Source organism: Pseudoalteromonas obscura, from assembly GCF_030135505.1.
Lineage (GTDB): Bacteria > Pseudomonadota > Gammaproteobacteria > Enterobacterales > Alteromonadaceae > Pseudoalteromonas > Pseudoalteromonas obscura.
Window position 1 is genome coordinate 171,908 of sequence record NZ_JASJUT010000001.1, and the last position, 26,964, is coordinate 198,871.

16 protein-coding genes are annotated in these 26,964 nt (G+C 40.2%); 8 read left to right on the forward strand and 8 right to left on the reverse strand.

The genetic code is table 11. The features are described 5' to 3' along the window. Positions 1-116: 116 nt before the first annotated feature. Both sppA and ansA read left to right on the forward strand, forming a co-directional pair. Positions 117-1,985, forward strand: a complete 1,869-nt coding sequence (gene sppA, locus QNM18_RS00835; RefSeq protein WP_284136464.1) for a signal peptide peptidase SppA — start codon at positions 117-119, stop codon at positions 1,983-1,985. A gap of 84 nt (positions 1,986-2,069) precedes the next feature. After that, positions 2,070-3,080 carry an asparaginase gene (ansA, locus tag QNM18_RS00840; RefSeq protein ID WP_036975831.1) on the forward strand — a complete coding sequence of 337 codons (1,011 nt, stop codon included), beginning with the start codon at positions 2,070-2,072 and terminating at the stop codon, positions 3,078-3,080. A 41-nt stretch (positions 3,081-3,121) separates the two neighbouring features. Here ansA and gndA read toward each other — a convergent pair whose 3' ends face one another. Further along, positions 3,122-4,495: an NADP-dependent phosphogluconate dehydrogenase gene (gene gndA, locus QNM18_RS00845; RefSeq protein WP_284136031.1), complete on the reverse strand. Its 1,374-nt coding sequence runs from the start codon at positions 4,493-4,495 to the stop codon at positions 3,122-3,124. 436 nt (positions 4,496-4,931) lie between these two features. Here gndA and pyk point away from each other — a divergent pair, with 436 nt between their 5' ends. After that, positions 4,932-6,365: a pyruvate kinase gene (gene pyk, locus QNM18_RS00850; protein ID WP_211012198.1), complete on the forward strand. Its 1,434-nt coding sequence runs from the start codon at positions 4,932-4,934 to the stop codon at positions 6,363-6,365. 90 nt (positions 6,366-6,455) lie between these two features. Here the strand turns inward: pyk and QNM18_RS00855 are convergent, their stop codons facing one another. Together QNM18_RS00855 and QNM18_RS00860 are read right to left on the reverse strand one after the other, a co-directional pair. Continuing rightward, positions 6,456-7,280 (reverse strand): LytR/AlgR family response regulator transcription factor, encoded by an 825-nt coding sequence (locus QNM18_RS00855; RefSeq protein ID WP_211012199.1) that lies wholly within the window; start codon positions 7,278-7,280, stop codon positions 6,456-6,458. Positions 7,281-7,284: 4 nt separating this feature from the next. Next, positions 7,285-8,355 carry a sensor histidine kinase gene (locus tag QNM18_RS00860; protein ID WP_211012200.1) on the reverse strand — a complete coding sequence of 357 codons (1,071 nt, stop codon included), beginning with the start codon at positions 8,353-8,355 and terminating at the stop codon, positions 7,285-7,287. Positions 8,356-8,735: 380 nt separating this feature from the next. Here QNM18_RS00860 and QNM18_RS00865 point away from each other — a divergent pair, with 380 nt between their 5' ends. Next, on the forward strand, positions 8,736-10,973 hold the full coding sequence (locus QNM18_RS00865; protein WP_284136032.1) for a TonB-dependent siderophore receptor: 2,238 nt from the start codon (positions 8,736-8,738) through the stop codon (positions 10,971-10,973). Here the strand turns inward: QNM18_RS00865 and QNM18_RS00870 are convergent. Both QNM18_RS00870 and QNM18_RS00875 read right to left on the reverse strand, forming a co-directional pair. Continuing rightward, positions 10,970-14,131, reverse strand: a complete 3,162-nt coding sequence (locus QNM18_RS00870) for a PAS domain S-box protein (protein ID WP_284136033.1) — start codon at positions 14,129-14,131, stop codon at positions 10,970-10,972. The two genes, QNM18_RS00865 and QNM18_RS00870, sit on opposite strands and share 4 nt — an antisense overlap. Next, entirely contained in the window at positions 14,128-15,078 is a 951-nt protein-coding gene (locus QNM18_RS00875; RefSeq protein WP_284136034.1) for an ABC transporter substrate-binding protein, read from the reverse strand. Before QNM18_RS00875 ends, QNM18_RS00870 begins: the two co-directional genes overlap by 4 nt. Positions 15,079-15,308: 230 nt before the next feature. Between QNM18_RS00875 and QNM18_RS00880 the strand changes: the two genes are divergently transcribed. Next, complete coding sequence (locus QNM18_RS00880; protein ID WP_284136035.1) at positions 15,309-16,511, forward strand: EAL domain-containing response regulator; 1,203 nt, start codon at positions 15,309-15,311, stop codon at positions 16,509-16,511. Between the two features lie 4 nt (positions 16,512-16,515). Continuing rightward, positions 16,516-17,583 carry a response regulator gene (locus tag QNM18_RS00885; RefSeq protein WP_284136036.1) on the forward strand — a complete coding sequence of 356 codons (1,068 nt, stop codon included), beginning with the start codon at positions 16,516-16,518 and terminating at the stop codon, positions 17,581-17,583. Between the two features lie 131 nt (positions 17,584-17,714). Here the strand turns inward: QNM18_RS00885 and QNM18_RS00890 are convergent, their stop codons facing one another. Both QNM18_RS00890 and QNM18_RS00895 read right to left on the reverse strand, forming a co-directional pair. Beyond that, entirely contained in the window at positions 17,715-18,704 is a 990-nt protein-coding gene (locus tag QNM18_RS00890) for a CHASE3 domain-containing protein (protein ID WP_284136037.1), read from the reverse strand. A gap of 246 nt (positions 18,705-18,950) precedes the next feature. Further along, complete coding sequence (locus QNM18_RS00895; RefSeq protein WP_211012207.1) at positions 18,951-19,646, reverse strand: response regulator transcription factor; 696 nt, start codon at positions 19,644-19,646, stop codon at positions 18,951-18,953. A 152-nt stretch (positions 19,647-19,798) separates the two neighbouring features. Here QNM18_RS00895 and QNM18_RS00900 point away from each other — a divergent pair, with 152 nt between their 5' ends. Together QNM18_RS00900 and QNM18_RS00905 are read left to right on the forward strand one after the other, a co-directional pair. Further along, complete coding sequence (locus QNM18_RS00900) at positions 19,799-20,893, forward strand: response regulator (protein WP_284136038.1); 1,095 nt, start codon at positions 19,799-19,801, stop codon at positions 20,891-20,893. A 203-nt stretch (positions 20,894-21,096) separates the two neighbouring features. Further along, a complete protein-coding gene (locus tag QNM18_RS00905) occupies positions 21,097-24,465 on the forward strand; it encodes a hybrid sensor histidine kinase/response regulator (RefSeq protein WP_284136039.1) in 3,369 nt (1,122 codons plus the stop codon). 61 nt (positions 24,466-24,526) lie between these two features. On the opposite strand, the gene QNM18_RS00910 is transcribed toward QNM18_RS00905, so the two are convergent. Further along, the gene (locus QNM18_RS00910) at positions 24,527-26,527 is read right to left on the reverse strand and encodes a S8 family serine peptidase (protein ID WP_284136040.1); all 2,001 of its coding nucleotides are present in this window, start codon (positions 26,525-26,527) and stop codon (positions 24,527-24,529) included. Positions 26,528-26,964: the final 437 nt, after the last annotated feature.

The window sequence follows — 26,964 nt, forward strand, 5'->3', positions numbered from 1 at the left end:
ACTAAAGTGAACGAAGTAATACTTAGTTACGTTTTATAGTTAACACTCATTGCACAACTAAGTTATGATACTAATGAGAGCATTTCGGTACTAGAACCAGAGGAATAACATTGAAGCTGATCGCAAAACTATTTAAAGGCTTATGGCATGCGTTGAACTTCTCACGCAGGCTACTTGTAAACTTGGTATTTGTTGTACTTATCATTGGCCTCGTCGTGGCTATGATGACATCTGAAGAGGAAATCCTCGTCCCTCAGGATAGCGTGTTAAGGCTAAACCTATCGGGTAAGCTGGTAGAGCAACTGACCTATGTTGATCCAATTGATGCCGCATTGGATGACACATTCGGTTCAAAAGAAAAACCGATGGAAATACTTGTTGACGATGTAATTAAAGTCATTAACAACGCATCCCGCGATAATCGTATTAAGGCGATTCATCTAGATCTAAGAAACTTATATCACGGTCACCTAGATAAGCTGCGTGATATCACAACTGCTATCGAAGCGTTTAAAGCATCAGGCAAACCTGTATATGCTCACGGTCCCTACTTCACTCAGACTCAGTATTATTTAGCGTCTACAGCCAATGAAGTCTCCATGCATCCGTATGGCGGTGTAAGTATTAAAGGTTTTGGAACCTATCCAATGTACTTCAAAGATGCGCTAGAAAAATTACAAGTTACTCAACACATTTTCCGTGTTGGCACATACAAGTCAGCAGTTGAACCTTTTATCCGAAATGATATGTCTGACGCTGCAAAAGAAGCTAACAAGCTATGGCTATCAAGCCTTTGGGAGCAATATAAAGAAGATGTTGCAGCAAGACGTCCGTTTAACACGGACAATTTTGACGAAACCCTAACCCAGCTTGGCGAGAAAATGGCTTCAGTTTCAGGTGATTCAGCGCAATTTGCGATGAAATATGGTTGGGTTGACGCGCTTGAGACTGATCAAGAGTTCAATGATAAACTCGTTCAGTTGGTTGGTACTCAGAACAAAGGCAATAAATACAAGCAAGTTAAGTACAGCGAATACTTGGCTTCAATTACAAGTTTCCAAGCCATTCCAAACCCGCTCTCGGATAAAGTTGCTGTAGTTGTAGCCAAAGGCCATATTGTTGACGGTAAGCGCAAAGCAGGCGTGATTGGAGGAGACTCCACAGCTGCTTTACTACGAAAAGCACGCATTGACGAAAATGTTAAAGCTGTTGTACTACGTATTGACTCAGGCGGTGGTAGCGTATTCGCTTCAGAGCAGATCCGCAATGAAGTGTTGGCGATTAAAGCAGCTGGCAAACCAATTGTTGCATCTATGGGCTCTGTTGCTGCTTCTGGTGGCTACTGGATAGCTGCATCGGCGAATGAAATTTGGGCATCTCCCAGTACTATCACAGGTTCAATTGGTATCTTTGGCACTATCTTTACATTCGAAAACTCTTTAAAAGAGCTTGGGGTGTATTCAGATGGCGTGGCAACCACAGAGCTTAAATCTTCTTCAATTTCACGTGGTATCGACCCTCAGTACGCCGACATCATTCAAATGGGTGTCGAAGATGCGTATGACAAATTCCTCTCTGTTATTTCTGAAGCTAGAAACTTGAATAAAGAAGATGTCAATGAAGTTGCTCAGGGTCGCGTTTGGTTAGCCCCTCAAGCATTGGAGTTTGGCCTGATTGACAAGCTAGGTACAAAAGAACAAGCCATTGAATCAGCTGCTGCACTTGCGAGCCTTGAGCACTATGACGTCATTAATGTTGAGCAGACTCTGACCGATAAAGAACGCTTAATGCAACAAATCTTTGGTGCAAAAGTCACTCAATCTTTACTGCCTACGACATCTCAAACAGATACATTACAAAAAGTGTCGCAGCAAAGTATTGGTAACTTAATATATAAAGTTCAGCAAAGTGCCAACATGATTGAACTATATAATGACCCAAATAGTCTATATAGCGTGTGCACCATGTGTGATGTGGCACAATAATTCAATACCATAAGGTTAATGAATAAACTGCAATGTGATGCTGCAGTTGGTATACTAAGCCCAGATTCGTATCTGGGCTTTTTTATGAAAAGAAAAAAAATCTACATTGCCTATACTGGCGGCACCATTGGGATGAAGCAATCGAGCAAAGGCTATGTGCCCGTTGCCGGTTATTTGACAGAAACAGTAAAAAATAACGCCGAATTCACGCGTGAAGAAATGCCGCTGTTCGATATTCACGAATATTGTCCGCTCATCGATTCTTCAGATATGTCGCCACAGCATTGGCAGCTTATAGCTGAAGATATTAAAGCAAAATACAATGACTATGATGGCTTCGTTGTGTTGCATGGTACTGACACCATGGCGTACACGGCATCCGCCTTATCTTTCATGTTCGAAAACTTAACCAAGCCTGTCATTGTTACAGGCTCTCAAATTCCACTTTCTCAATTGCGATCTGATGGTCAAGTAAATCTGCTAAATGCTATGTATTTAGCTGCCAACTACCCTATTGCTGAAGTGAGCTTGTTTTTTAACAATAAACTATTCCGCGGCAATCGCGCACTTAAAGCACATGCAGATGGTTTTGACGCATTCGCTTCTCCTAATTTGGCGCCTTTAGCGCAAGTTGGTATCAATATCCAACTACAAGAAGGCAAGCTGAGCCCTTATGTTGACCAAGAGCTGGACGTAACCTCTATTCAATCCCAGCAAATAGCTGTATTGCACCTCTACCCTGGGATAAGCGCAGCTATGGTTGATAATGTTTTGTCAGATGATGTAAAAGCACTTATTTTACTTAGTTTTGGCGTAGGCAATGCACCGCAACAAGACGATATTTTGAGTACTTTGAAATCAGCATCAGATCGTGGTGTTGTCATTGTCAATCTAACACAATGTATTCAAGGTCAGGTTAATATGGGTGGTTATGCTACAGGAAATGCACTGCTGAACTGTGGTGTGATTAGCGGCTATGATATGACGTTAGAAGCATGCTTAACCAAACTACATTATCTCTTTAGCCAAGAGTTAGAATTAGAAACGATACGCCACCTAATGCAAGATAACTTGCGGGGCGAACTAACTCGCTAAACAATAAAAAAGGCCACAATGTGTGGCCTTTTCTTTTTCTGTTAACGTACCTTTTCAGGTAGATCAACCAAATCAGTTAGGTGAGAAGTTTCACCACTGTGTGTCTTAATTCCGTGTTCACCAAAGTAATCACGTTGTGCCTGAACAAGGTGTCCGTTACTAGGTGTACTTAGCGTAGCGATATAAGTTTGTGTTGAAGCAAGCACAGGGAATGCAAGACCAGTTTGAATTGCTTGACCTGTTATGCTGCGCAGCGCTTTTGCTTCATTCTCTAAGGTGTCGATAAAATCAACGCCTTTGGCGATATCATCTAGATAATCTGCACGAATAATGCAGCCTGCTCGCCATGTTTGTAACGTTTTAGCAAGATCCACTTTCCACTGATGCGAGCGCGAAGCGCCTTTGATCAGTGCAAGACCTTGGCGATAACACAGCAAGCTTGCAAAGTAGAACGCCGATTTGAGCTCTTCCAAATCGATATCAATCTTTTGCGTTTCTTTCGCTTGGTATGTCATTTCTTTTGCAGCTAGCGTACTAATTGTATTGGTAAGGTGACGGGCTTGTACCGCTGCAACCAACGATGGTACCGCGATACCTAGCTCGAGTGCATTTTGTGCAGTCCAAAGACCTGTGCCTTTAGCACCTACTTTATTGTCAATTAGGTCAACCAATGGCGTCTGATTGCTATCTTCGAGACTCAAAATATGACGAGAAATCGATAATAAGTAGCTGTTTAATTCACCTTCAGACCAAGATTCAAAGATCTCAGCAACTTCTTTAGGAGAACGACCAGTACCAATGCGAAGTAAATGATAAACTTCCGCGATTAATTGCATCAGCGCATATTCAATGCCATTGTGTACCATTTTAACAAAATGGCCGCTAGCAGATTGACCAACACGCGCAAAACAAGATTCACTATTGTAGCTTGCAGCTACTTTTTCGAACCAAGGCACTAGGCGCTCCCAGCCACCTTCAGAACCGCTGGCCATCATTGCTGGGCCATGTCTAGCACCTTCTGCGCCGCCTGATATACCCATAGTGGCAAATTCAAATTTATTTTGGTATTTAAGTTTCCGTGCAATACCATCTTTGTAGTTACTATTTCCACAATCAACAATGATGTCGCCTTTTGACACGCCGGCTTCAATCAATTCATTGCAAACAGCATCTACAAGCTCGCCTGCAGGTACTAATAATAATACCGAACGAGGAGGCTCTAGCCTTCTTACCATATCACCGAGATCCGATACGATATGGAGACGCTCTTCTACACCCAAAGACTGTGCACAACTTAGTAATTCAGCACCTGCGTCTGGGTTTTTATCATAGGCGACTAACGTCATACCTTTCTCAATTAAGTTTAGTGCAAGGTTTTTGCCCATTACACCTAAACCAACTAATGCAACTTGCATTAAGTTTCCTCCTCGGTAACAACCACACTTAAATTCGTCTACACGATGTCCGCTACATTATACCTGAGCAATCAATAATATTCTGCTCGGGCCACCTCAAGCACCAAATAAACTGAAGTTTAGTACTTTTTACTCATAACGTCGTTTAACACAAGCAAAAGATTGCTTTACACACAGGTTAAATACATTATCAGTCAAGGTGTTAAATCCAATCTTAATTTCACTCTTGGATTGACGACCACTGACACCGGTGTCATAATCACGTCATACAGATCATATAATTTAATTTGTGTATGAAAAAGGGTTTAGGGGCAAAACTTTACATAAAAGCGTAATTATCTGAGAATATTTACTTAATTAGGCTTTGAAAGACCACTATTTAACCACTTTTTTGATAAAGAAAGATGCTAGCAAGAACAGCCTACAGGAGAATCTGATGCTAAGACGCACAAAAATAGTTGCCACATTGGGACCAGCTACAGATAGAGATAATAATTTAGAAAAAATCATTCGCGCCGGTGCTAATGTAGTACGACTAAACTTTTCCCACGGTGTAGCGCAAGATCACAAAGACAGAGCAGAAGCTGTTCGAGAAATCGCTAAAAAATTGGATACACATGTATCTATTCTTGCAGACTTGCAAGGTCCAAAAATTCGAGTGTCTACTTTTGCAGAAGGCAAAGTTGACCTAGTTGTAGGTGCAAAGTTCACGTTAGACGCAGAACTTGGTTTAGGTGAAGGCACCATTGACTCAGTAGGTATTGACTATAAAGAACTACCTCAAGACGTTCATACAGGTGACCTGTTACTTCTAAATGATGGCCTTATCCAACTTACAGTTGACGAAGTTGTTGGCAAAAAAGTTATTTGTACTGTCACCGTTGGCGGTATCTTATCTAACAATAAAGGTATCAACCGCCTAGGTGGTGGACTAACCGCTCCAGCTTTTACTGACAAAGATAAAGAAGATTTAATCACCGCGACAGAAATTGGCGTTGACTATATTGCAGTATCTTTCCCTCGCAGCGGCGACGATATGCGATACGTTAGAGGCCTTGCTGAAAAGGCGGGCTCGAATGCTCAATTACTTGCAAAAATTGAACGTGCTGAAGCTGTAGAAACAGTAGAAGCAATTGACGACATCGTATTAGCATCTGATGCTGTGATGGTTGCGCGTGGTGATCTAGGTGTTGAAATTGGCGATGCTGCACTTGTTGGCAAGCAGAAACAAATTATTAGCCGCGCTCGTTCATTAAACAGAACAGTTGTTACTGCTACACAAATGATGGAGTCAATGATTGACAACCCAATGCCAACACGTGCAGAAGTTATGGACGTTGCAAACGCAGTCCTTGATGGCACTGATGCTGTAATGCTTTCAGCCGAGACAGCTGCTGGAGATTACCCTGAAGAAACAGTTGCGACCATGGCACGTGTTTGTTTAGGTGCAGAATCACAACCTGAGACTCACATTTCTAAGCACAGACTAGACAGCATGTTTGCAGACACGTCTGAAACTCTTGCTTTGTCTGCCATGTATGCCGCTAACCACTTAGATTCAGTCAAAGCCATTGTTGCCCTCACTGAGTCAGGCAACACTTCAAAACTTATGTCTAGGATCAGCTCGGGATTGCCAATCTTTTCACTTTCTCGTCACGCTAACACACTAGGCCAAACGGCTCTATATCGCGGTGTATATCCGGTGTATTTTGACTCAACAAGCTGCACAGCAGATTCGCTGGTTAAAGATGCACTAAATACACTTGTTGAGAGCGGCGCACTTGAGAGAGGCGATACAGTTATTCTTACTCACGGTGACTTAATGGAAACCATTGGTGCAACCAATACATTGAAAATTGTCACCGTATAATCGTTAAATCACTAGTACAACTAAGCCCGACTCAATCAGTTGGGCTTTTTTTACCAGAGCTCCAGACAAAACGATTTTAAGTGCTACCTATTAGCTCGCCAGTGCAGACTTAACTTTATCTCTATAGCTGCGGCTTACTTTCAACTCTTGACCGTTATCCAAAACCAATAAATACTCGCCGCTACTTTGTGTAACTAGCTTACTAATCTGGCCTGTGTTTACGATAGCTGAACGGTGAACTCGTACAAATAACTTTGGATCAAGCTCTTGTTCCAGCTCTTTCATTGTTTTGCGCAGAATATGCGTCTGACCATCTGCACAGTGAAGACACATGTAATCACCTGCTGCATCAATCCACTGGATTGTCGCTGTCGACACGCGAATAATTTCACCCTGCTCTTTTACAGCTAATGACTCAGGAAACTTTTTATCTTCAATAGCGTCGCCTGTGGCTAGTTTCTTAAGTATTTCTTCACAATTATTGCCTGTGATCCCTGCAACAAAGCTCGCGAGCTTTTTCTTGTGGGCGTTATCTTGTTGGTTCTTTAAATAGCTTTGCACTTTTTCAATCGCCTGTTTTAGTCTGTTGTCATCTACTGGTTTAAGGATGTAATCCAGAGCGTGGATTTCAAACGCCTTAACTGCATAGTGATCGAACGCTGTGACAAAGACAATGGCAGGTAAAGGCTTAACACTTTCACTTAAAATCCGCGCAACCTCGAAACCATTTAAGCCAGGCATTTGGATATCTAAAAAGACCAAATCAATATCCTGTTGCTGACAAATATCTATGGCTTTTTGTCCACTGTTACAAAGTTCGATAACTTCTATTTCTTCAAATTCTCTCAATCTGACAGCCAAGCCTTTTCTCGCTAGTGGCTCATCATCAACAATTATCGTTTTAATCTTGCTCATTACTTCACTTCTCGGCCTTTTCAAACGGAACCCGTATATTTGCCTTCAGTCCTGAAGGCGTATTATTTGATAACACAAATGAGTAATTATTCTCATACAGTGTTTTTAATCTGTCTTGTGTATTGGCAATACCAACACCACCAGCATTAGTCAACTGACCATCGGACAACTCTGCGCCAGGGCCATTGTCACCAACTTCTAACAATAGTTCATTGGCGAAAACTTGCGCTTTAATTTCGATTTTCCCACCCTCGTCCATATGTGCGATGGCATATTTAATCGAGTTCTCGATCAACGGTTGCAATATTAAGCTGGGCACTAATGCATGCTTTGCTTGCTCAGTGACATCTAGTTCAATAGCGAGTCGCTCATCAAAACGCACCTTCTCTATTTCTAGATACAACTTAAGCGCATGAAGTTCCTGCTCCAACGGAACTTTTTTAATTGGGTCTGTATTTAACGTATAACGCAAAAAGTCACTCAACCTCGACACCATCTGGTTTGCGTCTTTATTTTCCTCTACCAAAATGAGTGTTGAAATCGCATTCAGCGTATTAAATAGAAAGTGAGGGTTGAGCTGGTAGCGCAGCATTTTTAATTGAGCTTCATGGGCCATTGTATTTGCTTTGAGTGCTTTTTGACGCTCGCTTTGTAATAGTTGGTAATATTTGATCCCAAAATATAGACCACTCCAACATAAAACAATGTATACCGAATCCAAGCCCTGTTGAAGATAGTAAAACCATTCATCTGGCCGGTAACCGTGTCGGTATATTTCCCATAAATTGTATTTTTGGACCACTGACCACAAAGTACCAGTGATATAAGACACGCTAAATACAACAAATATCAACACCCATGGCTTCGCATTCCAAACCCGTCGATAAAGATATCTAAGAGGTACCGTCATCAAACAGCCAGCATAAGCATTGAGTACGATGACAAAAACATAGATGTCTCGCATTTCAAATACCTTTGAGCCTATATAGTTGACTAGTGCATAACCTATCCAACCAGAAATCTGTAGTACCCAAAAAAATCGTTGTCGATTATCGACTAAAGCTTGCCAATTCAAATTTATACTTACCTCTCATAACTTAACTTCGATTATATCCCATAGAAAACCCGATAAGCACTACCAATAGTCTTGTATTTCCAACAATTAACCGCAAACCTTTCGCGAATGGGATCTTCATGAAATAGTGTTAAATGCATCCAAAGTAAATTCACTGTACGGCTTGAATTACCAGCTATGAGCTTCGGCTCTATGCTAGGACAAAAAATCTTAAAAATCACGATAAAAGGTACATTTGTGAATCATTTATAAATTATCACATACATGATTTATATCACTTTTTACATAAATGTATCTGAGTGAAAAAACACCTCAACATTATTGATAATCATTTTCAGTTGCAATAATATTCGCGCGTTTATTTTTAATTAGGGAAAATCATGCGCTCATTCAAAACCAAATATCCAATGCTTGTCTCAGCACTCGCAATCGCCTTCTCTGGGGCTTCACTTGCTGATGACGCACAAAAAAAGAGCAATGAATTAGAAGTTATTGAAGTAAGCCCTAAGGGTCTTATTTCCTATGTCAGTGCCAGTGCATCCAAATCAGATGTACCAATCACAAAAACCCCGGTTTCTGTGTCAGTTTTAACATCAAAGCGTATTTCTGACTTAGGCGCAGAAACATTACAAGATGCGATTGGCTATGTTGCTGGTGTTTATAATGGTCCTTATGGCGTAGACACTCGTGGCGATTGGTCCAAAATCCGCGGTGTAGACCCATTAACATACATTGATGGTCTTCAGATGCAATTTGGCCATTACAACAATACTCGTACTAACCCTTATACGTTGGAACGTGTTGAAATTTTAAAAGGCCCTTCTTCTGTATTGTACGGACAAGGTTCAACTGGCGGTATTATTAACTCAGTATCAAAACGTCCACACAGCGAGACACAAGGCGAAATTTGGGCGCAGTTAGGCAACTATGATCGAGCACAAATTGCTGGTGACTACAACACAGCCTTTGGTCAAGATGAGCAATATCAAGCACGTTTTGTTGGTGTATATCGCAACAGTGATACTCAAACAGATTTTGTTGAAGACAACACTTTGGTGTTTGCACCAAGTTTTGCTTGGGATATCAGCCAAGATACGCGCTTTACACTTTTAACTAATTTCCAAGAAAATGAGTCTGGCTCTTCAACTCAATTTTTCCCACACGAAGGAACATTGCTACCTGCCAAATACGGCCAAATCCCAAGTGAACGTTTTGTCAGTGAGCCTGGTTGGGATAGATACGATACCGAGCAAATGGCCCTAACAGCGATTTTAGAGCACAGTATATCTGATGACACTCAGGTTCGTTGGTCAACTCGTTACAGCGATAGCTCATCTGAATACCGTACAATCTTTTCATGGCCACCTAAGTTTGAAGCCGATAAGCGCAGCGTAAATCGTATTTTTAGCATGTCTGATGGTGAATCAAAGAGCTTCTTAAGCGATATTCAAGTTCATCAATATGTTGAATTCAGTGATATCGAAATCAATATCGTAGCCGGGATTGATTTTCAAGATGCTGAAACACGTACTAGCCGCTTACGTGGTGCAGTCTCATCTCCATTAGATCTCTACAATCCTGTTTATGGCCAGAATGCCCCATTACCGCAAGAAATAGCGGTTATTGCGCCTGAGCAAACTGACACTCAGCTTGGTGGTTACATCCAAGCGACATTTGAATACCAAGGGTTTATTTTAAATACCGCTCTTCGTCATGATGATGTTGAGCAATCAAACTGGGAAAAAGTGGATGACATTGCTTCGTTGATTAAGGTTGAAAAGTCACAGAGTGCTTTAACTGGGCGAGTTGGTGCACTTTATCAATTCGAAAATGGGCTATCCCCTTATGCTAGCTACTCGGAATCTTTCCAACCGCTATATGGTTCCAAGCCTCAAGGCGGCGGTTATGACCCAAAAGAAGGTCAGCAGTTCGAATACGGTGTTAAATACCAGCCGGAGGGCACTGAACACTTAATCACTGCTAGCGTTTTCCATATCACGGATAAAAACCATGTTCGCCAAATATCACCCATTGAACATGTACAAGATGGTGAAGTATCAGTAGACGGATTCGAATTAGAAGCGCAGCTAGAGTGGGATAACCTCGATATTTATGCTTCATATGCGTATACAACATCAGAGCAAGATACGACTCCATTATCTGCTGATCAGATCATGACACAAGCAGGTTTACTCGCACAACAAACGCAAGATCCTGCGCAAAAGCAAGCAATCATCGGTGGAGCTGTATTAGCAATTGGTACTGATGACGTTCCTTTATCTGCAACGCCAGAGCATTTGGCTTCTGTATGGGCAACGTATCGCGCAGATAACTTATTGGAAGGCTTGAAGTTTGGCGCTGGCATACGTTATGTAGGTAAAACATTTGATGGTAGCCGCTCTGTCTCAGCCGGTGGCTTTGACTATCACAAAGCACTAACTACCGACAGCTTTACTCTCTATGACATGATGGTTGGCTATCAATTTAACGACTATGAATTAAGCTTGAACATAGATAATTTGACGGACAAAACTGTAATAACGAGTTGTTTATATCGCGGTGACTGTTTCTACGGCCAGCGTCGTACAATTACAGCAAACCTAAAGTATCGCTTTTAATCTGTAAAATATGAATTAGCCTCATTGATTGAGTGAGTGATCAATGAGGCCGCTTTAGTCACATCTAGCTCAATTTCAAGCCAACCTTGTATTTTTGGCAACTCCCCTTCTAAAACAGCGGCCTGTTTCGAAACTGACATAAATCCCAAGTATGCAGCCTGACCTTTCAAAGTGTGCGCTTCTCTCTTCGCTTCTTCAAATTCCGCTTGCTCAATTAGACATTTCAGACGCTGTGCAAAGTTAGACTGTTTTACTCGAAACTTTTCAATCATTTTTTTAAAAAAGTCTACATCACCATTTACTTGCCTAAGACCTAGCTCAAAATTAATGTGTGAATCTGTCATTTCTGCTAAGACCGCATTGCTATCAGCTGGCTGTTCAGTTGTCGGACGCAGTCCGTCAAATACAAGTTTAAAAAGTTTATCTACATCAAGCGGTTTTGCTAAATAGCCATCCATGCCGCTTGATTCAATTTTTTTAATGTCTTCAGTCATTACATTCGCAGTGAGCGCGATGATCGGGAGCTGCTTAAACCTTTCGTCTTTTCGTATCAATTCAGTTGCTTTATATCCATCCATAATCGGCATTTGGCAATCCATTATAACCAAACCAATATTTTGATTGTGATTTAACGTTTTAATAGCTTCGCTTCCATTAGTAGCTGTAACTACTTTGAGACCAACTCCCTGTAATAACTCTACAGCAATCTCCAAATTAATATCGTTATCTTCAACGAGCAATACCTCAATGTTTTTCAACAAGTTTGCTTTATTCAGATACAAACTTTTATCGATAGATTTTACTTTTGGTTCCCGTGGCGAAGGCTCCCCCTTTTGAAGTAAGAAGCTAACAGTAAAGTAAAAACGGCTGCCCACTCCTTCCTCACTTTCAAAATCAATCTCGCCCCCCATCATTGACACAAGGTTGCTACAAATTGCCAGCCCTAGGCCTGTCCCTCCAAATTGCCTTGTTGTAGAAATATCAGCCTGAGTAAAAACTGAAAATAGCTTACTCTGTTGCTCTTTTGCGACCCCAATTCCCGTATCTGTTACTGATATTTCAATAGCAACGTCGTCTTTCGATATTATCTTTGCCTTAAGCGCTAAGGTAATTTCCCCCCCGTTAGGTGTGAATTTCACTGCATTGCCCAACAAATTAATGAGTATTTGCCCTAAACGCAGAGGATCCCCTACTAGAGCCGTAGGTATCGAGCTAGGTAAATCCACACTAAAGTCTATACATTTTTCATGGGCCTTATAAGCAATAATATCGCTTGCTAACTCAACAACATCTTCCAAACGAAACGACGTTTTTTCTATTTCAAGTTTACCGGACTCAATCTTTGATATATCCAAAATATCATTGATAATATTGAGCAGATTATCTGATGATTGGGTTAATTTATTTAAATAGCCACGCTGCTTTTGTGACAGTTGAGTACCTGACATTAAGCTACACAAACCTACAATAGCATTCATAGGTGTGCGAATTTCGTGGGACATGTTTGCCAAAAATGTAGACTTCGCAACGGTTGCACTTTGCGCCGCTTTCATTGCTTCTAATAGCACTTCCTCGGCTTCCTTTCGCTGCGTTATATCTCTAATAATTGCGGTGTAATATGCCTTCCCAGCGATTTTAGTCTCGGAGACGGCCAAATCTATTGGAAATTTTTCTCCACTTTTTCTTTGAGCAATAACTTCCCGTTTATTTCCAATAACTTTTCGTATACCCGTCTTTGCATAGCTAGCAAGGAACCCATCATGTTCGCTTCGAGTCGGTTCTGGCATGAGTATTTTTAGATTGGAGCCCAAGACTTCTGCCTTACTGAAGCCAAAAACTCGACTTGCAGAAGGGCTAAACTCCTGAATAATTCCCTCTGTGTTGATGACAATAATTGGATCTGCAGCGGTATTTACAATAGCCCGCATCTTAGCCTCACTTTCTAATAGAGAAAGTTCTTTTTGTCTCAGTTCGGTAACGTCTTGAACGATACCTGTAATTTTCGTTTGCTTACTTTGGGAATCATACACATGCTCTGCAACGAGGCGTATATAGCGTAAATCGCCTTTAACTTTAATGCTGTAGTTAAAGTCTCGGCAATCTTTCTTTGGGTTTAGGAGGTTTTGCAACAATTCGCGTTTTTCTTCATGTATATTTTCTATGCCGCCAAATAACCACTCTGCATAACCAGTTGTATCGGGTTCATCTAAACCGAGAATGCGCTTTGCTTCATTAGAATACTCACAAATACCGCTTGACAATTCGAGAGACCAATGGCCTAACATAGCCATGTTTTGTGCATATTTGTAATTTAAATTTGCGTTGTTCAGCTCGAAAGTTCTCTGTTGAACCCGTTTTTCAAGCTGTGCCCTTATTTCATCCAACTCTCCAATATGTAACGATACTGCTGACCGCATTTGGATAAAAGCTTTCGCTAGCATTTGTATCTCTTTTGCCCCTTGCACTTCAATTTGTTTGCTGTAGTCCCCCTCTGCAAGTGCTGTGGCTTGAAAGATAAGCTGTTTGATAGGGTCAACAAAAAAATTACGCAACAGCACCATCATAAGTACTATAACCATCAACCCTAATAAACCGATAAACATGAGTTGGTTTGACACAAACTCAGAAAGGTGAAATCTGTCGTAACTAAAATCATATTTCAAGTAAATTATGCCTCTGCGACTAGACCTTACCTCTCTATTGGATGGCCAAATAAAACTCAGTGTGGCTTCTACAACTTCCTTGTCTGGCGAATAATGCATCTGTATGGATTTATGCATTTGAGTATTTTTCAAGTCTTCATCTGTTAAAAAAGAGGCACTATCAGTTAACAGTTTCCCTCTCATACTGTAGTGATTCGAAGCCCACACAACCCCCGCATCATCGGTCACCGCAACATCATTTACGGCTGGAATAGTGCCTATGATCGAGGCTTCATGATTTAGTACATTCCCACCTTCTCTAAACACTTCTTGTTCAGCCTTATTTTTTAAAGAGAGTAATATATAGCTGATTTGCGATAGGCTGTTCTCTTGTGCGACTTTTAAGCTCCCCAAGTAAGTTAAGCTTGCCCCTGTGGCGATAGAAATGACAAATATCAAGGCTGTAAATAATGGGACCCAAATGATTATTGAGTTTGTTGAAATCGGAATTTTCATGGCTTCACATATGTGTCATCAATCAAGATTTTTGCGTCTACAGGCTTGGGAATTATACTTGCTTCATGCAAGATGCGATTTAAACGTTTAATGGTTTTATTTAACGTCCCTCCCCGCTCCAGTAGCTGTTGATTTTCTTGCATACTCGGGTAGTGAATACCTGCCATTGCAGTATTGAGTTCCTCTTTGGATATGCCCATACGTTGCGACATAACTTCCAAACTTTCATATCTCTTTTCATCTATTGCTTTTAAGGCTTCAGATTGTCCGTTAACCAATATTTTAATTAATTGACTGTGCTCTTTAAGTGTATTGTCTCTAGCAACTAACACATCAACGATCATATTTGGTATTTTTGAACTATCAAAAATAACGTTACTATCAAGTTGAAGTAATTTAGTTGCAACAGGTTCAAACGTAATCACTGCATCTATGGAGCCATCCTTAAATGCTTCTATTTGTTGGTGAATTTTTAAGTGAACAAGCTTTACATCGTCAATATTTAACCCTCCAGCCTGCATTGCTTCATGGAGCATCAGTGCTCCCAATGCAGTTTGCTCATACGCTATTGTTTTCCCTTTTAACTCCGATAGGTCAGAAATTGTTGATCGTGAGATAACCATGTCGCCTCCATGTGACACATCCATAACCAAAAAGATCTTTAGATTTATACCTTCAGATACAAGCGTCATGGCTTCATCCAGTGTCAGTGCAGCTATCTCAAGCCGCCCTAAACGAAAAGCCTCCATGACATCAGTGGCGGACATTAACTCAATTAATTTTATATTGTGTGGAATATGCCCTAGATGCTTAGCAAGATGTAAAGTTTCATAACCGGGCCATACGTTCGAGCCCACTCTAATTGTTTTTTTATCAAAATCAGAACAGCCAAGTTGAATTACCATAGTGAAAATAAGTAAAGACAATAAAAAATACTTAGTTTTCATATCTTTTCACCCATGCCCTCGTTTCTGGCGTCAACAAACACCGTTTCAAAAGTCTACTTGCCGTAATACCCTGATGTTTAAAACTAGTGTAGACCAACGAAATCACACCTGACTTATTTTCGGCAATTTGGAAAAATCAAGTGCTGTGTCCTAGTCTTAATGATACTTGCCGTAGACATATCGCCTGTTTTGCAACAAGCCAAACCAACATTTAATAGGAACACTGATAATTGACTCTTAAAAATCAACTAAAAACGCTCAGTGTTCTTGTGATCGACGATGACGACTTCATTCATGACATGCTTAAACACGAGTTTGGTCAGCTCGGTGTTCATAATGTCAAGACGGAATCTACTGGTAAACATGCCGTTGAAAGAATTCAAAACGGAGAAAGCTTCGATCTAATTATTATTGATTTAATCATGCCTGACATGGACGGCGTGGAAGTACTCAGGCACCTTTCTGAATATCATTTTAAGGGGGCTGTTTTACTTTTAAGTGCACAAGATCAACGTATATTAGACACTACGGCAACTCTGGCTGGAGCTCAACATATTAAAGTATTGGGCGCGATACCTAAACCAATTACAATAGACGTATTGACCCAAAAACTTCAGAAGCTTTTTACAGAATCACAGCCTAATACTTTGCAAGTTAAAGACAAAATTAGCTTGGAAGAATTAAAAGTAGCGATCGCCAATGATGAGATTGTGCCTTTCTATCAACCTCAAGTTGCATTTACAACTAAGCAAGTCAAATCTGTTGAAGTGCTTGCCAGATGGGTACACCCGGAAAGAGGCACGATTAACCCTGCTGCATTTATCTCTCTAGCCGAAGAGTCAGGCATGATAGATGCCATCACACGCAGTATATTTCGCCAAGCTTTACCTCAATCTAAAGAGCTAGCCAACATTCTTGGTCGTCATCTGAATATATCCATAAACCTATCAACTGACAGTCTATGTGCTATCGATTTGCCGGAACAAATAGAAGATCTCGCTAACATGCATGATATTCCTTGCAGCAGTATCACACTAGAACTAACAGAAAGTCGATTAATACAAAACCTTATTTCAACGTTAGATGTGTTATTGCGCCTCAGGTTAAAAGGGTTTGGATTAAGCATTGATGACTTTGGAACTGGATATTCGAGCTTGGAGCAATTAAAGAAAATCCCCTTCACTGAATTGAAAATCGACAGACAATTTATTTGCGACGCCACAAACAACAACACAAGTAAAGCTATTATAGAGTCGAGTGTTAATCTAGCTAAAACGTTGAATATGTTAGTTGTTGCAGAGGGAGTAGAAACAGCGGCTGATTGGGATCTCGCGAAAAGCCTACAATGTGATTTAGCTCAGGGGTACTTAGTGTCTAAACCTATGCCTTTAGACGATCTCATTATCTGGCTAAATGACAAACAATCATGGTGACTATATGAACAAAATACTTATCGTCGATGACGACGATTTTGCCCTCGAATACCAAGTAAATACTTTATCAAATTATTTTGATGTTGAAACAGCTGCCAGCGGCGAACTTGCCTTAAGCTACTTAGAGAAGCACCAACCTGATTTAATCGTAATGGACATACAAATGCCAGGCATAAGTGGCTACGAAGCAACTTACTTAATTCGTCAAGCAGGACACCAAATGCCCATTCTTTTTCTTTCAAATTTGTGCTCAATAGAAGAAAGGTTAAAAGCTTATGATTCTGGAGGAAATGACTTTATTGCAAAGCCTGCAGAGCCTACCGAACTAATTAAAAAAATTAATACACTTCTTTCGTATGCACAACAGTCTTGCAATGACGCAGAAGATATCGCGATTCAAGCGCTTTCTGACATAGCATCCCTTGGAACAATCATTCAGTTTTATAAACAAACCCAGCAATGTAGAACATATAGCCAACTTGCCAGTGCCATTTTTGAAACAACTCGCTCTTTTGGGCTACGTACCTCGCTGGTTTTTAGAGTAAACCGAGAAGAGATTGTCTTTTTCGACAACAAAGTGTTTAACAATATCGACGTTAGCTTACTTAGTTCTCTTAAAAATGCCCAGCGCATCATGGAGTTCGGTAGCAGTCGAGCTGCGTTTAATTGGCAATATTGTAGTTTGTTGATCAAAAACATGCCACGCAATGACAGTCGCAGTGGCGTTATGAAAGACTATCTCGCTTATTTAATGGATGGAATTGAGAGTTGTATTTTAAGAATAAAGACGGAGATTAGCCTAGGTAATACCCTTGACACTTATAAAAACCAAAATGCCGTGATAAAAACCGGTATCGTCGAGATCATAGAACACCTTGAGACTGAGCTAAATCAGCTATTTGCGTCTTTTGAACTGGGCCATGAACTTTCCCAGCAAACAGAAACCCAGCTACTGTCTTTGATAACCAACGCTCAAAACAAAGCTGATACATTGATGGAGGCTGGCTATGGGATCGAATCAGACTTACAAGAAATACTTGAGCAGTTTAACAGTCCAAAACACCAACTTTGATATCTTGATTAAAATCTTAATTATCTAATAAGCGGTCATTGCGCATTGCGATGGGTATTTAACTCTGACTACTATTGCGATTCTGTATAACCCTTGGTGGGTAACGGGAAAAGCAGTTTTGCTTTTCTAACTCAATTGGAATTTTGGCGACTTGTTTTTAAGTAAATATCAAGGTCCTTCGTCAAGTCTAAGAGCTGGTTCACTAACCTAACCATACTTTCAATTTCTTGCTTGCTAATCGAACCCAAACCGTCAGTTTTATGCTTGTGCAGCGCTGCAAATAGGCTTTGTAACGAAGTTTTGATTGCATCATTGTATTCAGCTACTCCCCGAAGGTTTAGTCGCTGTTTTTCAACTGCCTCTTTTTCGCTTTTTTGAAGCGTCGAGATCACTGCTTCAGATTCTGAGCAACGACTTTTAATGCCGCGCGCCAACTCACTTACCTCTTCACAATTGTCTTGCTGAGCTATTTCAAACTTGGTTACCTCTGGATAGTGTTTTATATACGATACCAGCACACTTATCGGTTTAAGAACTTTATACCAAATTGAATAGATTAACCAAATTATCAAAATGGCATACACAAGCTCTAACATCACGATGGACGAAGAGAGTAATCTTTTCGCATCTTGATATTCTCTTGTGCGTTTACTAAGTAAATTTCTTTCCTCTTGTTCAAAAGCAAACAGAACCAACTCTATCTCTTCCATTAGGTGTTTACCTAAGTCAGTTTTTACTAAATCAACGGCTTCTTGCTTCGTAGCATGCTGTAATAGCTCGATTGTTTGCTCTAGTTCTGAAAACTTTTTATTAAGAATGACATCGAGCTCAGCGAGCCGTTTTTGTTGTGTCGGATTGTCAGCCGTTTTGCGCACTAATACCTCAAAAGTGCTTAAGCTTAAATTTGTTCCCTTTCTAAACGGTTCTAGGTAATCCATATTTTGAGTGAGCAAAAACCCTCGCTGACCCGTTTCTGCATTTTTAACATGTACTTTGAGCTGGCTAATTAAATCGATAACTTCATACGTATGTATTAACCAATATTCATGTTCATTTTTATTTGCATGACTACTCACTATGATAGATAGGTTCACGCCTGCTGCGACAAGGCTAAAAATCATAAAAATCAAAAGAACACTTTTTAAACTATAACCCAAAGCTCTATCCACCTTTTATTAACTCAATAAATTGTAGACCGAATAAGATAGGATGTAACTGGCTTCAATTTGACTTAAAACACTTTGTACAAACTAGTAAACTAAAGCTTAAAATACAGTGACAACAAATAAGCTCTCAGTCCTATTTTTAAAAAGACTCTGATCACCCTAAAATTTATAGCTAGAGGATGAAGTTGAAGCTCCCAACGGCTATATGCGTGCGTTAACAATGATTTTATATCCAACGCCCACTTTTGTTTTTATTACTTGAGGTTTTCTTGGGTTAATTTCGATTTTTTTCCTTAATCTGCAAATAATTGTATCGACAGCCCGGATAGATTCAGGGCCTTCACCTAGTCGAGTCGCATCTATTATCTCCTCTCGCGAATATGTGCGCGGCGCGTTTTTTGCCAGCAAAAACAGAACTGCTTGTTCATGGTATGTCAATTCGATCTCTTCACCGGAGTGTGCCAATAACATTTGATTGTCGATATCTAGCTTTTTGTCCGCAAGATACATTAATCCCTTTGTTATGGCCTGCATAGAAGTTGCGTCAATTAAGAGGTTAATTCGTAACAACAACTCCTTAACCGTATACGGTTTTGCTAGATAGTCACTGGCACCGAACTCTAAACCAGCAATTCTATCTTCATCACTTCCCCGGCCAGATGAAATAATGATAGGTGTCGAAATATTATTGCTTTTCAATTTGCGCAGCAAAACTAAACCATCTTCGTCTGGTAAACCTAAATCGAGTATCATTAGCGCGTAGCTTTTTGTTTGTAAAACATCCCAACAAGTTTTTGCACTGTTGACCACATCTACCTTGAATCCAGTTAATTCCAAGTATGCGCAAGTCACCTCGGCCAGTTGTTCATCATCCTCAATGAGGAGTAAAGAGTGCACTAAGCTTCCTCATTTAATCAATTTTGTGTACAGAGATATTTCAGAAACATGTTAGACAAAGTATAGACACATATGGACGCTATAAATGTTAACGATACAAACGTTTTCATAAGCAACGTCCTATACAACCATACTCCCTTCGAGGTATCTCTATGAAACAGTTAGCAGGCAAAGTCATGATTGTAGAAGACGATTTAGAGTATTTAAATCTCTACAGGGAGGTATTAAACACCCACTTCGATGTGCATTTTTTTACATGTGCACGGGATGCGCTCGGGGCAGTGAACACATTAAACCCGCAGGCAATTATACTCGATCTACATTTGCCAGATATTTCGGGAATAGAACTCTGCAATGAACTCAACCAACCAAAACGAGAACTAACGGATGTCGAGATAATATTTGTCTCGGGTGAAACTGACATAGCACAAAAACTAAAAGCTTATGAACTAGGTGCAGCAGACTTTTTAGGCAAGCCTTTTGAAATAGAAGAGCTCAAGCATAAAATCGCATCAAGCATTCAACGTCATATCACCAAGCAAAAGTTGCGTGAAGAACCTCTAAAAAACACCTACTCTCTCAATCACTACAATACACAAGCGCCGCTATGTAACCAAATTATGCACTTTTACAACTATTTATCTGGTTGTACCAACCTGCAGAATATTGCCGATGCGTTTTTTTCATTAATGTCAAATTTTGGTTTACAGACATCAATTTGTTTCAGGCTACCCAATGTTAAATGCTTACGCGATGACCATATTCGCCCAACACCAATCGAAGAAGAAATCTTTCAGATACTTCGACATACAGGGCAAGTACATGAATTCGCGAACAGAATGCTCGTAAACGAAGAGCAAGTTTCCTTTTTAATCAAAAATATAGAGTGCGAAAGCCTAAGCTTTAAGGAAATTAAACATTCCGTTTCAGACATAGCTCAAGCGATGAATGCAAAAATAATCGCGCTTTCTGCCTTAGAGGAAAAAACACCAACATCGTGCGACCTTTCTAGAAAGCTTGATGAGCTATGTTTCAATATATCTGACTATCAAAACGATACAAATAGATTGCTCACCATCATGACTTATAAAATCACCGAGCATTTACAGTCTTTAAACATCCCGAATGAACAAAACCTCAGACTGAATGAATTAATACAAAACACCATTCAAGAGATTGACGCAGCAAGTGAAAATATTTTAGTCACTACATCAAAATTGTCAGAGCTATTGAAATATTCAAAGTAATTTCAAAGTATCTCCTGCTTGCATATGCTCAATAGATACAGATTAACTCATGCATTACGCATTTAATCCTTTATACATAGCCCGCATACTTCACACGTTTTGACTATACTTTCATTAACTTTATGCCGTTCACGCTACCAACAGAACACAGTGGTAGCCAGATTTAATACCCCACTCACTTTTAGCTGGTTTGAGACAATTTAATGAAGCTGAGAACATTAATTTTTTTGGTTATGCTGTCTTGCACGACGGTGCCTTTAATCATTTTTCACCTGTTAAACATAACAAGCGAAAAACAGCTTCTACTTAACGAAACCATCGCAAAACTGCAAGATGTTGCAGACATTAACCACAAACGAATTACGAGCCTACTGGCGAACAAAAAAAATTCAGTGGCCCTAATAAAGAGTCGAACTCAACTCAGACAACTATTAAAACGATCTAACCGCGATCCAGCTCAAGAGGATGTAGCACGAATAGATAAGATTATAAGTCACGCGATTTCTTCGAGTGAAAGCATCTATGGCATCGCCATTTACAATCATGGCAAAGAGCTTGTTTATGCTTCGAGAGAAGGTTTACGCTCTCTCATCAATGTAAGTGACTTAAAAAAAGACAGTTCACGTTACAACGTAAAAATTCTGTTTTCAGACCAATTACAATTACTCCTTTTTATCGAACCAATCGAATTGGATGGACAACTAATTGGCTATATTGAAGTTGCATTTAAAAATGATGAACTGAGAGCCATTGTCAGTGACTACACAGGCTTAGGTAAAAGTGGAGAAATAGTTCTGGCTTCGCGCGATGTGAATGGTGATGCTTTCTTTCTTACTCCAACAAGAAACGACCCAACAGTTGCCCTCTCCCTTACTGTGCCTAAAAGCAACTTAGAAATCCCGATAACACACGCGATCAATGGTACTAATGACATATTTCCGGACTACGTGGATTATAGAGAGGTCCCCGTATTGGCCATTTCACATCACATCCCAGAAACTGATTGGGGTATGGTTGTAAAAATTGACAAAGCTGAGGCATTTAAACGAGTTGAAGAACTAAATTTGCAGTCAATAGAAGTTGTAATTGGCGCACTTTGCTTGGTTTCTTTGCTTTCTTTTATATTGATCAGTTGGATCACCAAACCCTTTTTGATAATTCACGAGGTTTTAGCAAAAGCGGTTAATGAAAAACGCATAGCGATCACTGAGCACCATACAATCCATGAGATCCAGGAGGTCGTGCAGTCCCTTAATTTTCTGCTTCAACAACGCAATCAAAATGAAGAAGCCCTGTATAACAGCATCAAGGAGCTCACCAAACTAAACCATCAACTAGACTCTGAGGCTGAGCGCTTTAAACGGTGGAAAGAATCAAACTTCATTGGCATTATTCATTCAGATGCAAAAGGGAATATCCTCGATGCTAACTCAACTCTGCTTGAAATGATTGGCTATACACAAGACGAATTAATTGATGGCAAAATAGATTGGAAGAACCTGACACCAGAAAAGTATTTGCCGCTTGATCTGCGTGCTGTAGAGGAAGCAAATGATAAAGGATACTGGACCCCATTCGAAAAGGTTTATCTCCACAAATCTGGTCTAGAAGTTCCGATATTAATTGGTGGTTCTATTTTCAATAAAGACAGTCAAGAGTTCATCGTTTTTGTGGTCAGTCTAGCGGATAAATATAAGCAAATGAGAGAGCTCGAACAATACAAAGGAATTATTGAGAATTCGAGTGATATGTTCGCATTCCTTGATTTGACGTATACATTTAAAACAGTTAATCAAGCTTATTTAAAATTGCATGGAAAAAAACGTGAAGAAGTTGTTGGCCATACCGTCTCTGACATTTTAGGCAACACCCTTTTTAAAAAACTAAAGAGCAAAATCGACCATGCTATAAAAGGTAATTCAGTCACGTTTAAAGAAAGTTTGTTTGTCGGGACACCACAAGAGCGTACACTAAGAGTCTCCTATATTCCCTACCACTCAAGTGAAAAGGAAATTATCGGCTTTATTTTCAAAGGCGAAGACATTACCGAGCTCGAATCCAAACAGAAATTGATTGAGCTAAAAGAAGCTGAGCAAAAGCGTATTATAGAGTCACTGCTAGAAGGCATATTTACCACAGATTCACATGGCACAATTCTTTCTTTTAACCCCGAAGCCGAAAATATATTCGGTTATCAAGAGGATGAAATTGTTGGACACAATATTGATGAATTAACCGATGGCATAGATCAGCATAGCGCAAAGCTAGCTAACTACATCAAGTCAGGAAAGTCTCAAATTATCAATAACCGTCTAGGAAGAGACGTGAAGGCAAAACACAAAACTGGTTATATTTTCCCTATTCGTATTTCAGTCGCAAGTATGCCGTTAACGGAACAAGGCGAACTGCATTTTATCGCTAACTTTCAAGACATGAGTGAGCATGAACAACAGGCAAAATTAATCAACCGCAGTTCAAAACTAGAGTCTCTAGGTAATATTGCAGGTGGCGTTGCGCATGATTTTAACAATATCCTAGGTATCATTTTGGGCTACACTAATCTTATTTCAGATCACGATAAAGACCCTACTTCATGTGTCCAAGCTATTGAAAGAGCTTGCTATCGAGGGCAAAAGCTCACTGGCAATTTGCTTACTTTTGCAAAGAAAAACCCCAGTACGCCTGTATATACCGATCTCAATGAGCTAATAAAGAAAAATAAAAAATTACTTGAAGCTGCAATGACTTCGAAAATTAGACTCACATTGGAACTCAACCCCTTGATTAGCCGTGCTCATATTGAAGAGAACCTATTTGAAGACCTCCTATTAAACTTATCAATCAATGCCATGCACGCGATGCCTAATGGTGGAGAGTTTAAAATATCAACTCAGCAAGTCACGTTAACTGATGAACAAATGGCTGCACTCGAACTTAAAACAGAAAAAACGATAAGAGTCAGCTTTAAAGACACAGGTGAAGGAATTTTGCCGGAAAATATTGATAAAGTGTTCGACCCTTTCTTTACAACCAAAAAAGAGACAGGAAATGGTTTAGGACTTTCACAGTGTTATGGATTTGTAAAAGCTTCAAATGGCGCAATCGATGTTTCATCTGAAATCGGGATCGGTACAGTATTTACAGTCTATTTTCCGGCTGTGATTGAAAAATCAGCCAATGGAACATTAACTCACCAGAAGCAGTTATTGTCCCTCCCCCAACAGATTGAAAATATACTCGTAGTAGACGATGAAGAAGATATTCGCTTTTTAATTCAATCTTTTTTAACAGGAACTAAGGTTAATGTCGTCGAAGCAAGCAATGCCGTTGATGGCCTATCAATACTGACAGAACAAAGCATTGATTTGGTGATCAGTGATGTCATCATGCCTAAAATTGACGGACTAGAGTTTATTCAGGCGGCTTTGAAAAACAATAAAGAATTAAAATATATGTTTATATCAGGCTTTATAGGCAATGAAGATATAGAGCACTTAACAACAAATTGTATTCTTTATAAACCTTTCAACAAGCAACAGCTTATTGAAAAAATTATCGATATCTTCAATTGAAAAACTAAAAAAGGCGACATTAAATGTCGCCTTGCACCTTTAATCTCAAGGTTTTAAGGAATTAGTTACACTTACCTAAGTCAGTCCATACTTTCCATGCGTTACCAACGTTGGAGTTTTGTGCTGGGTTTGCACCACGGTTCCACCAGTTACTGCGGTACTTGCTACCATTGTAAGACACCTCTGTACCAGCTACGTAAACTTGACCGCTGTTCCACTCAGTCAGACCTACACAACCTGTATTATCAACACCATCTGTCACTGTTACAGATTTAGTTACGCTGTGCGTTGCGCCAGCATCGTCTGTGACAGTTACAGAAACTTGGTATGTGCCAGCATTTGCAAACGCATGCGCTACTGTTGCACCCGTTGTATTAAATCCACCAACATTCCAGTCATAACTCACTACTTGACCATCTGAATCGCGGCTTGAGCTTGCATCAAAGTCACACGCTAGTGCGGAACAGCTAAATGTAAAGTCAGCAACAGGCGCTTGGTTGTCTTGTGCACCGCTACAGCCATTTGTCGCGATATAGTCTGAAGCAGCTTTAGCTTGAACTAGGCCGTAACCATATTCATCATCACGACCAGCTGTGCCTAAATCAATCGCGGTTGCATTTAGTGCATTACGGATATCTACGTTTGTACAACTTGGGTGCTGAGACCACACTAGTGCAGCAACACCTGCAACATGTGGGCTTGCCATTGAAGTACCCGTCTTAAGGCCGTAATCTAGCACGGCGTTCAACTCAACTTTTACGCTGCTGCCAACTGACGCTTTCAATGCAGTACCTGACTCTTGAGACAAAGACAGTACTGGAATTGTCAAACCATGATTTGCATCACCTAAAGTGCCGCCGAATGTACCTGGTGCATTATTGTATACGATTGCAGCAACACCACCACCAGCTTCACAATTAGCAGCTTTATCTTTAAACGAAGCACCACCGCGCTCTATCAAGCAAATACTTTGTGTTGCCGCACACGCTGTTAGGCCTTGACCACAATCAACTAGGTCTGCACTGACAGTACCTTCAACTGAATGAGTCATGCCACCAGCTTCCACAAAATTACCGCCCGCAGTTATACCAGCTAGGATCCCTGAACTTCTTGGTACAGTAGACAACACGTCTGTACCTGGTGCTGCAATTTCAACCTGTACATTATATTGAGAAGATGGGTTTTTCACGCGGTTTTCGTCGATATTAGCAACTGAAACAACCGTATCGTAACTTGCAGGGTAGCTCATCGTTGCATTGCCATCGTTACCCGCTGCGGCAATGAGTAGGACTCCTTTGTCATATGCGGCTTGCAGACGCTCTTGGAAATATTGACTTGGACTACCGCCACCCAAACTCATATTGATGACTTTTGCGCCATTTTCTACACAGTTATCTACGGCGCGAGCAATACGAGAAGTCAGACCTTGTTTACCGTCGTTATCAAATACTCGAACGTTGTGGATCCCTACTCTATCGTTAGGAAGTACACCTACAACGCCTTTGCCATTTTTAAGCGCGACGATAGTACCCGCTACGTGTGTGCCGTGGCCAGAACCGTCTTGGTACCAAGTTAATCCACCAGGCAAGTCGGTGAAACCTGTCGCGTTTTGAGGTAAATCAGGGTGTCCTAAATCATAACCAGAGTCGATAACACAGACTTTGAATAGATCCGCGTTGGTGTCTTGCAATAAGTTTGCTTGCACTTCAGCTAAACCGTATGGCGATGCCTCACCCGTAAAGTCTTGAGTGAAAGGTTTATATTCAATGTCTTCTTCGATATAAGCATATTGACCAGATGCTTTAAGTTTTGCAACCTGCTCTGGTGTTAGCTCCATAGTCACAACCGTACCCTGGGAATCCGCAGATAATACCTCTGCTGTTGGTTCCGCGCTAAAGCTCTCTGCAATATTTGCTCTAGAAAAACGGCTCGTCTCAGGAGCAAAAATACTCAGATCACTCTGTTTCAGAATGTACTGTTTTGTCTCTTGAGCTTGAGCAACCGTTGCAGAAAGCGCAGCAACTGCGAATGCGACCGATGTTAACTTAAATGTTTTTTTCATGTTGATTCCTAATTATTATTCTTATCCGCATCCAATGCGGTGGTGTCCTGTTTAATATTTAACCGTGTACCTTGTTTAAAAACAAACTACACAAACAAAATTATAATTACAACCTTTTATTTACACTTTTTAATTTTTTTGTCATTAAATACAAAAAAGCAATAAAAAAGTCTTTAAGCAACTGCCATTCTGGCAAGAAAAAGCAGGGGTTAAGGCGAATTATTTAGTTATTACACTTAAATACAAACTGGCAACATATAGAAAAATAACACCAAGATTAAAAAATCTTATCGCGTCACCATCTAAGGAAAAGTTTGCGCGTTGTCGTATTTATTAATCTGGCTACTTGTCGCTAGCCTTTACGCGTTACGCTGTATATAAACCTCGGGCAATAAAAACCAATTTAACTTATGGTGACCTACCCCTACTTTAAAACT

Coding starts and splice junctions, on each gene's coding strand:
- ansA (WP_036975831.1), top strand. CDS start 2,070: ATGAAAAGAAAAAAAATCTACATTGCCTATACTGGCGGCACCATTGGG.
- gndA (WP_284136031.1), bottom strand. CDS start 4,495: ATGCAAGTTGCATTAGTTGGTTTAGGTGTAATGGGCAAAAACCTTGCA.
- pyk (WP_211012198.1), top strand. CDS start 4,932: ATGCTAAGACGCACAAAAATAGTTGCCACATTGGGACCAGCTACAGAT.
- QNM18_RS00855 (WP_211012199.1), bottom strand. CDS start 7,280: ATGAGCAAGATTAAAACGATAATTGTTGATGATGAGCCACTAGCGAGA.
- QNM18_RS00865 (WP_284136032.1), top strand. CDS start 8,736: ATGCGCTCATTCAAAACCAAATATCCAATGCTTGTCTCAGCACTCGCA.
- QNM18_RS00870 (WP_284136033.1), bottom strand. CDS start 14,131: ATGAAAATTCCGATTTCAACAAACTCAATAATCATTTGGGTCCCATTA.
- QNM18_RS00875 (WP_284136034.1), bottom strand. CDS start 15,078: ATGAAAACTAAGTATTTTTTATTGTCTTTACTTATTTTCACTATGGTA.
- QNM18_RS00885 (WP_284136036.1), top strand. CDS start 16,516: ATGAACAAAATACTTATCGTCGATGACGACGATTTTGCCCTCGAATAC.
- QNM18_RS00890 (WP_284136037.1), bottom strand. CDS start 18,704: ATGATTTTTAGCCTTGTCGCAGCAGGCGTGAACCTATCTATCATAGTG.
- QNM18_RS00900 (WP_284136038.1), top strand. CDS start 19,799: ATGAAACAGTTAGCAGGCAAAGTCATGATTGTAGAAGACGATTTAGAG.
- QNM18_RS00905 (WP_284136039.1), top strand. CDS start 21,097: ATGAAGCTGAGAACATTAATTTTTTTGGTTATGCTGTCTTGCACGACG.
- QNM18_RS00910 (WP_284136040.1), bottom strand. CDS start 26,527: ATGAAAAAAACATTTAAGTTAACATCGGTCGCATTCGCAGTTGCTGCG.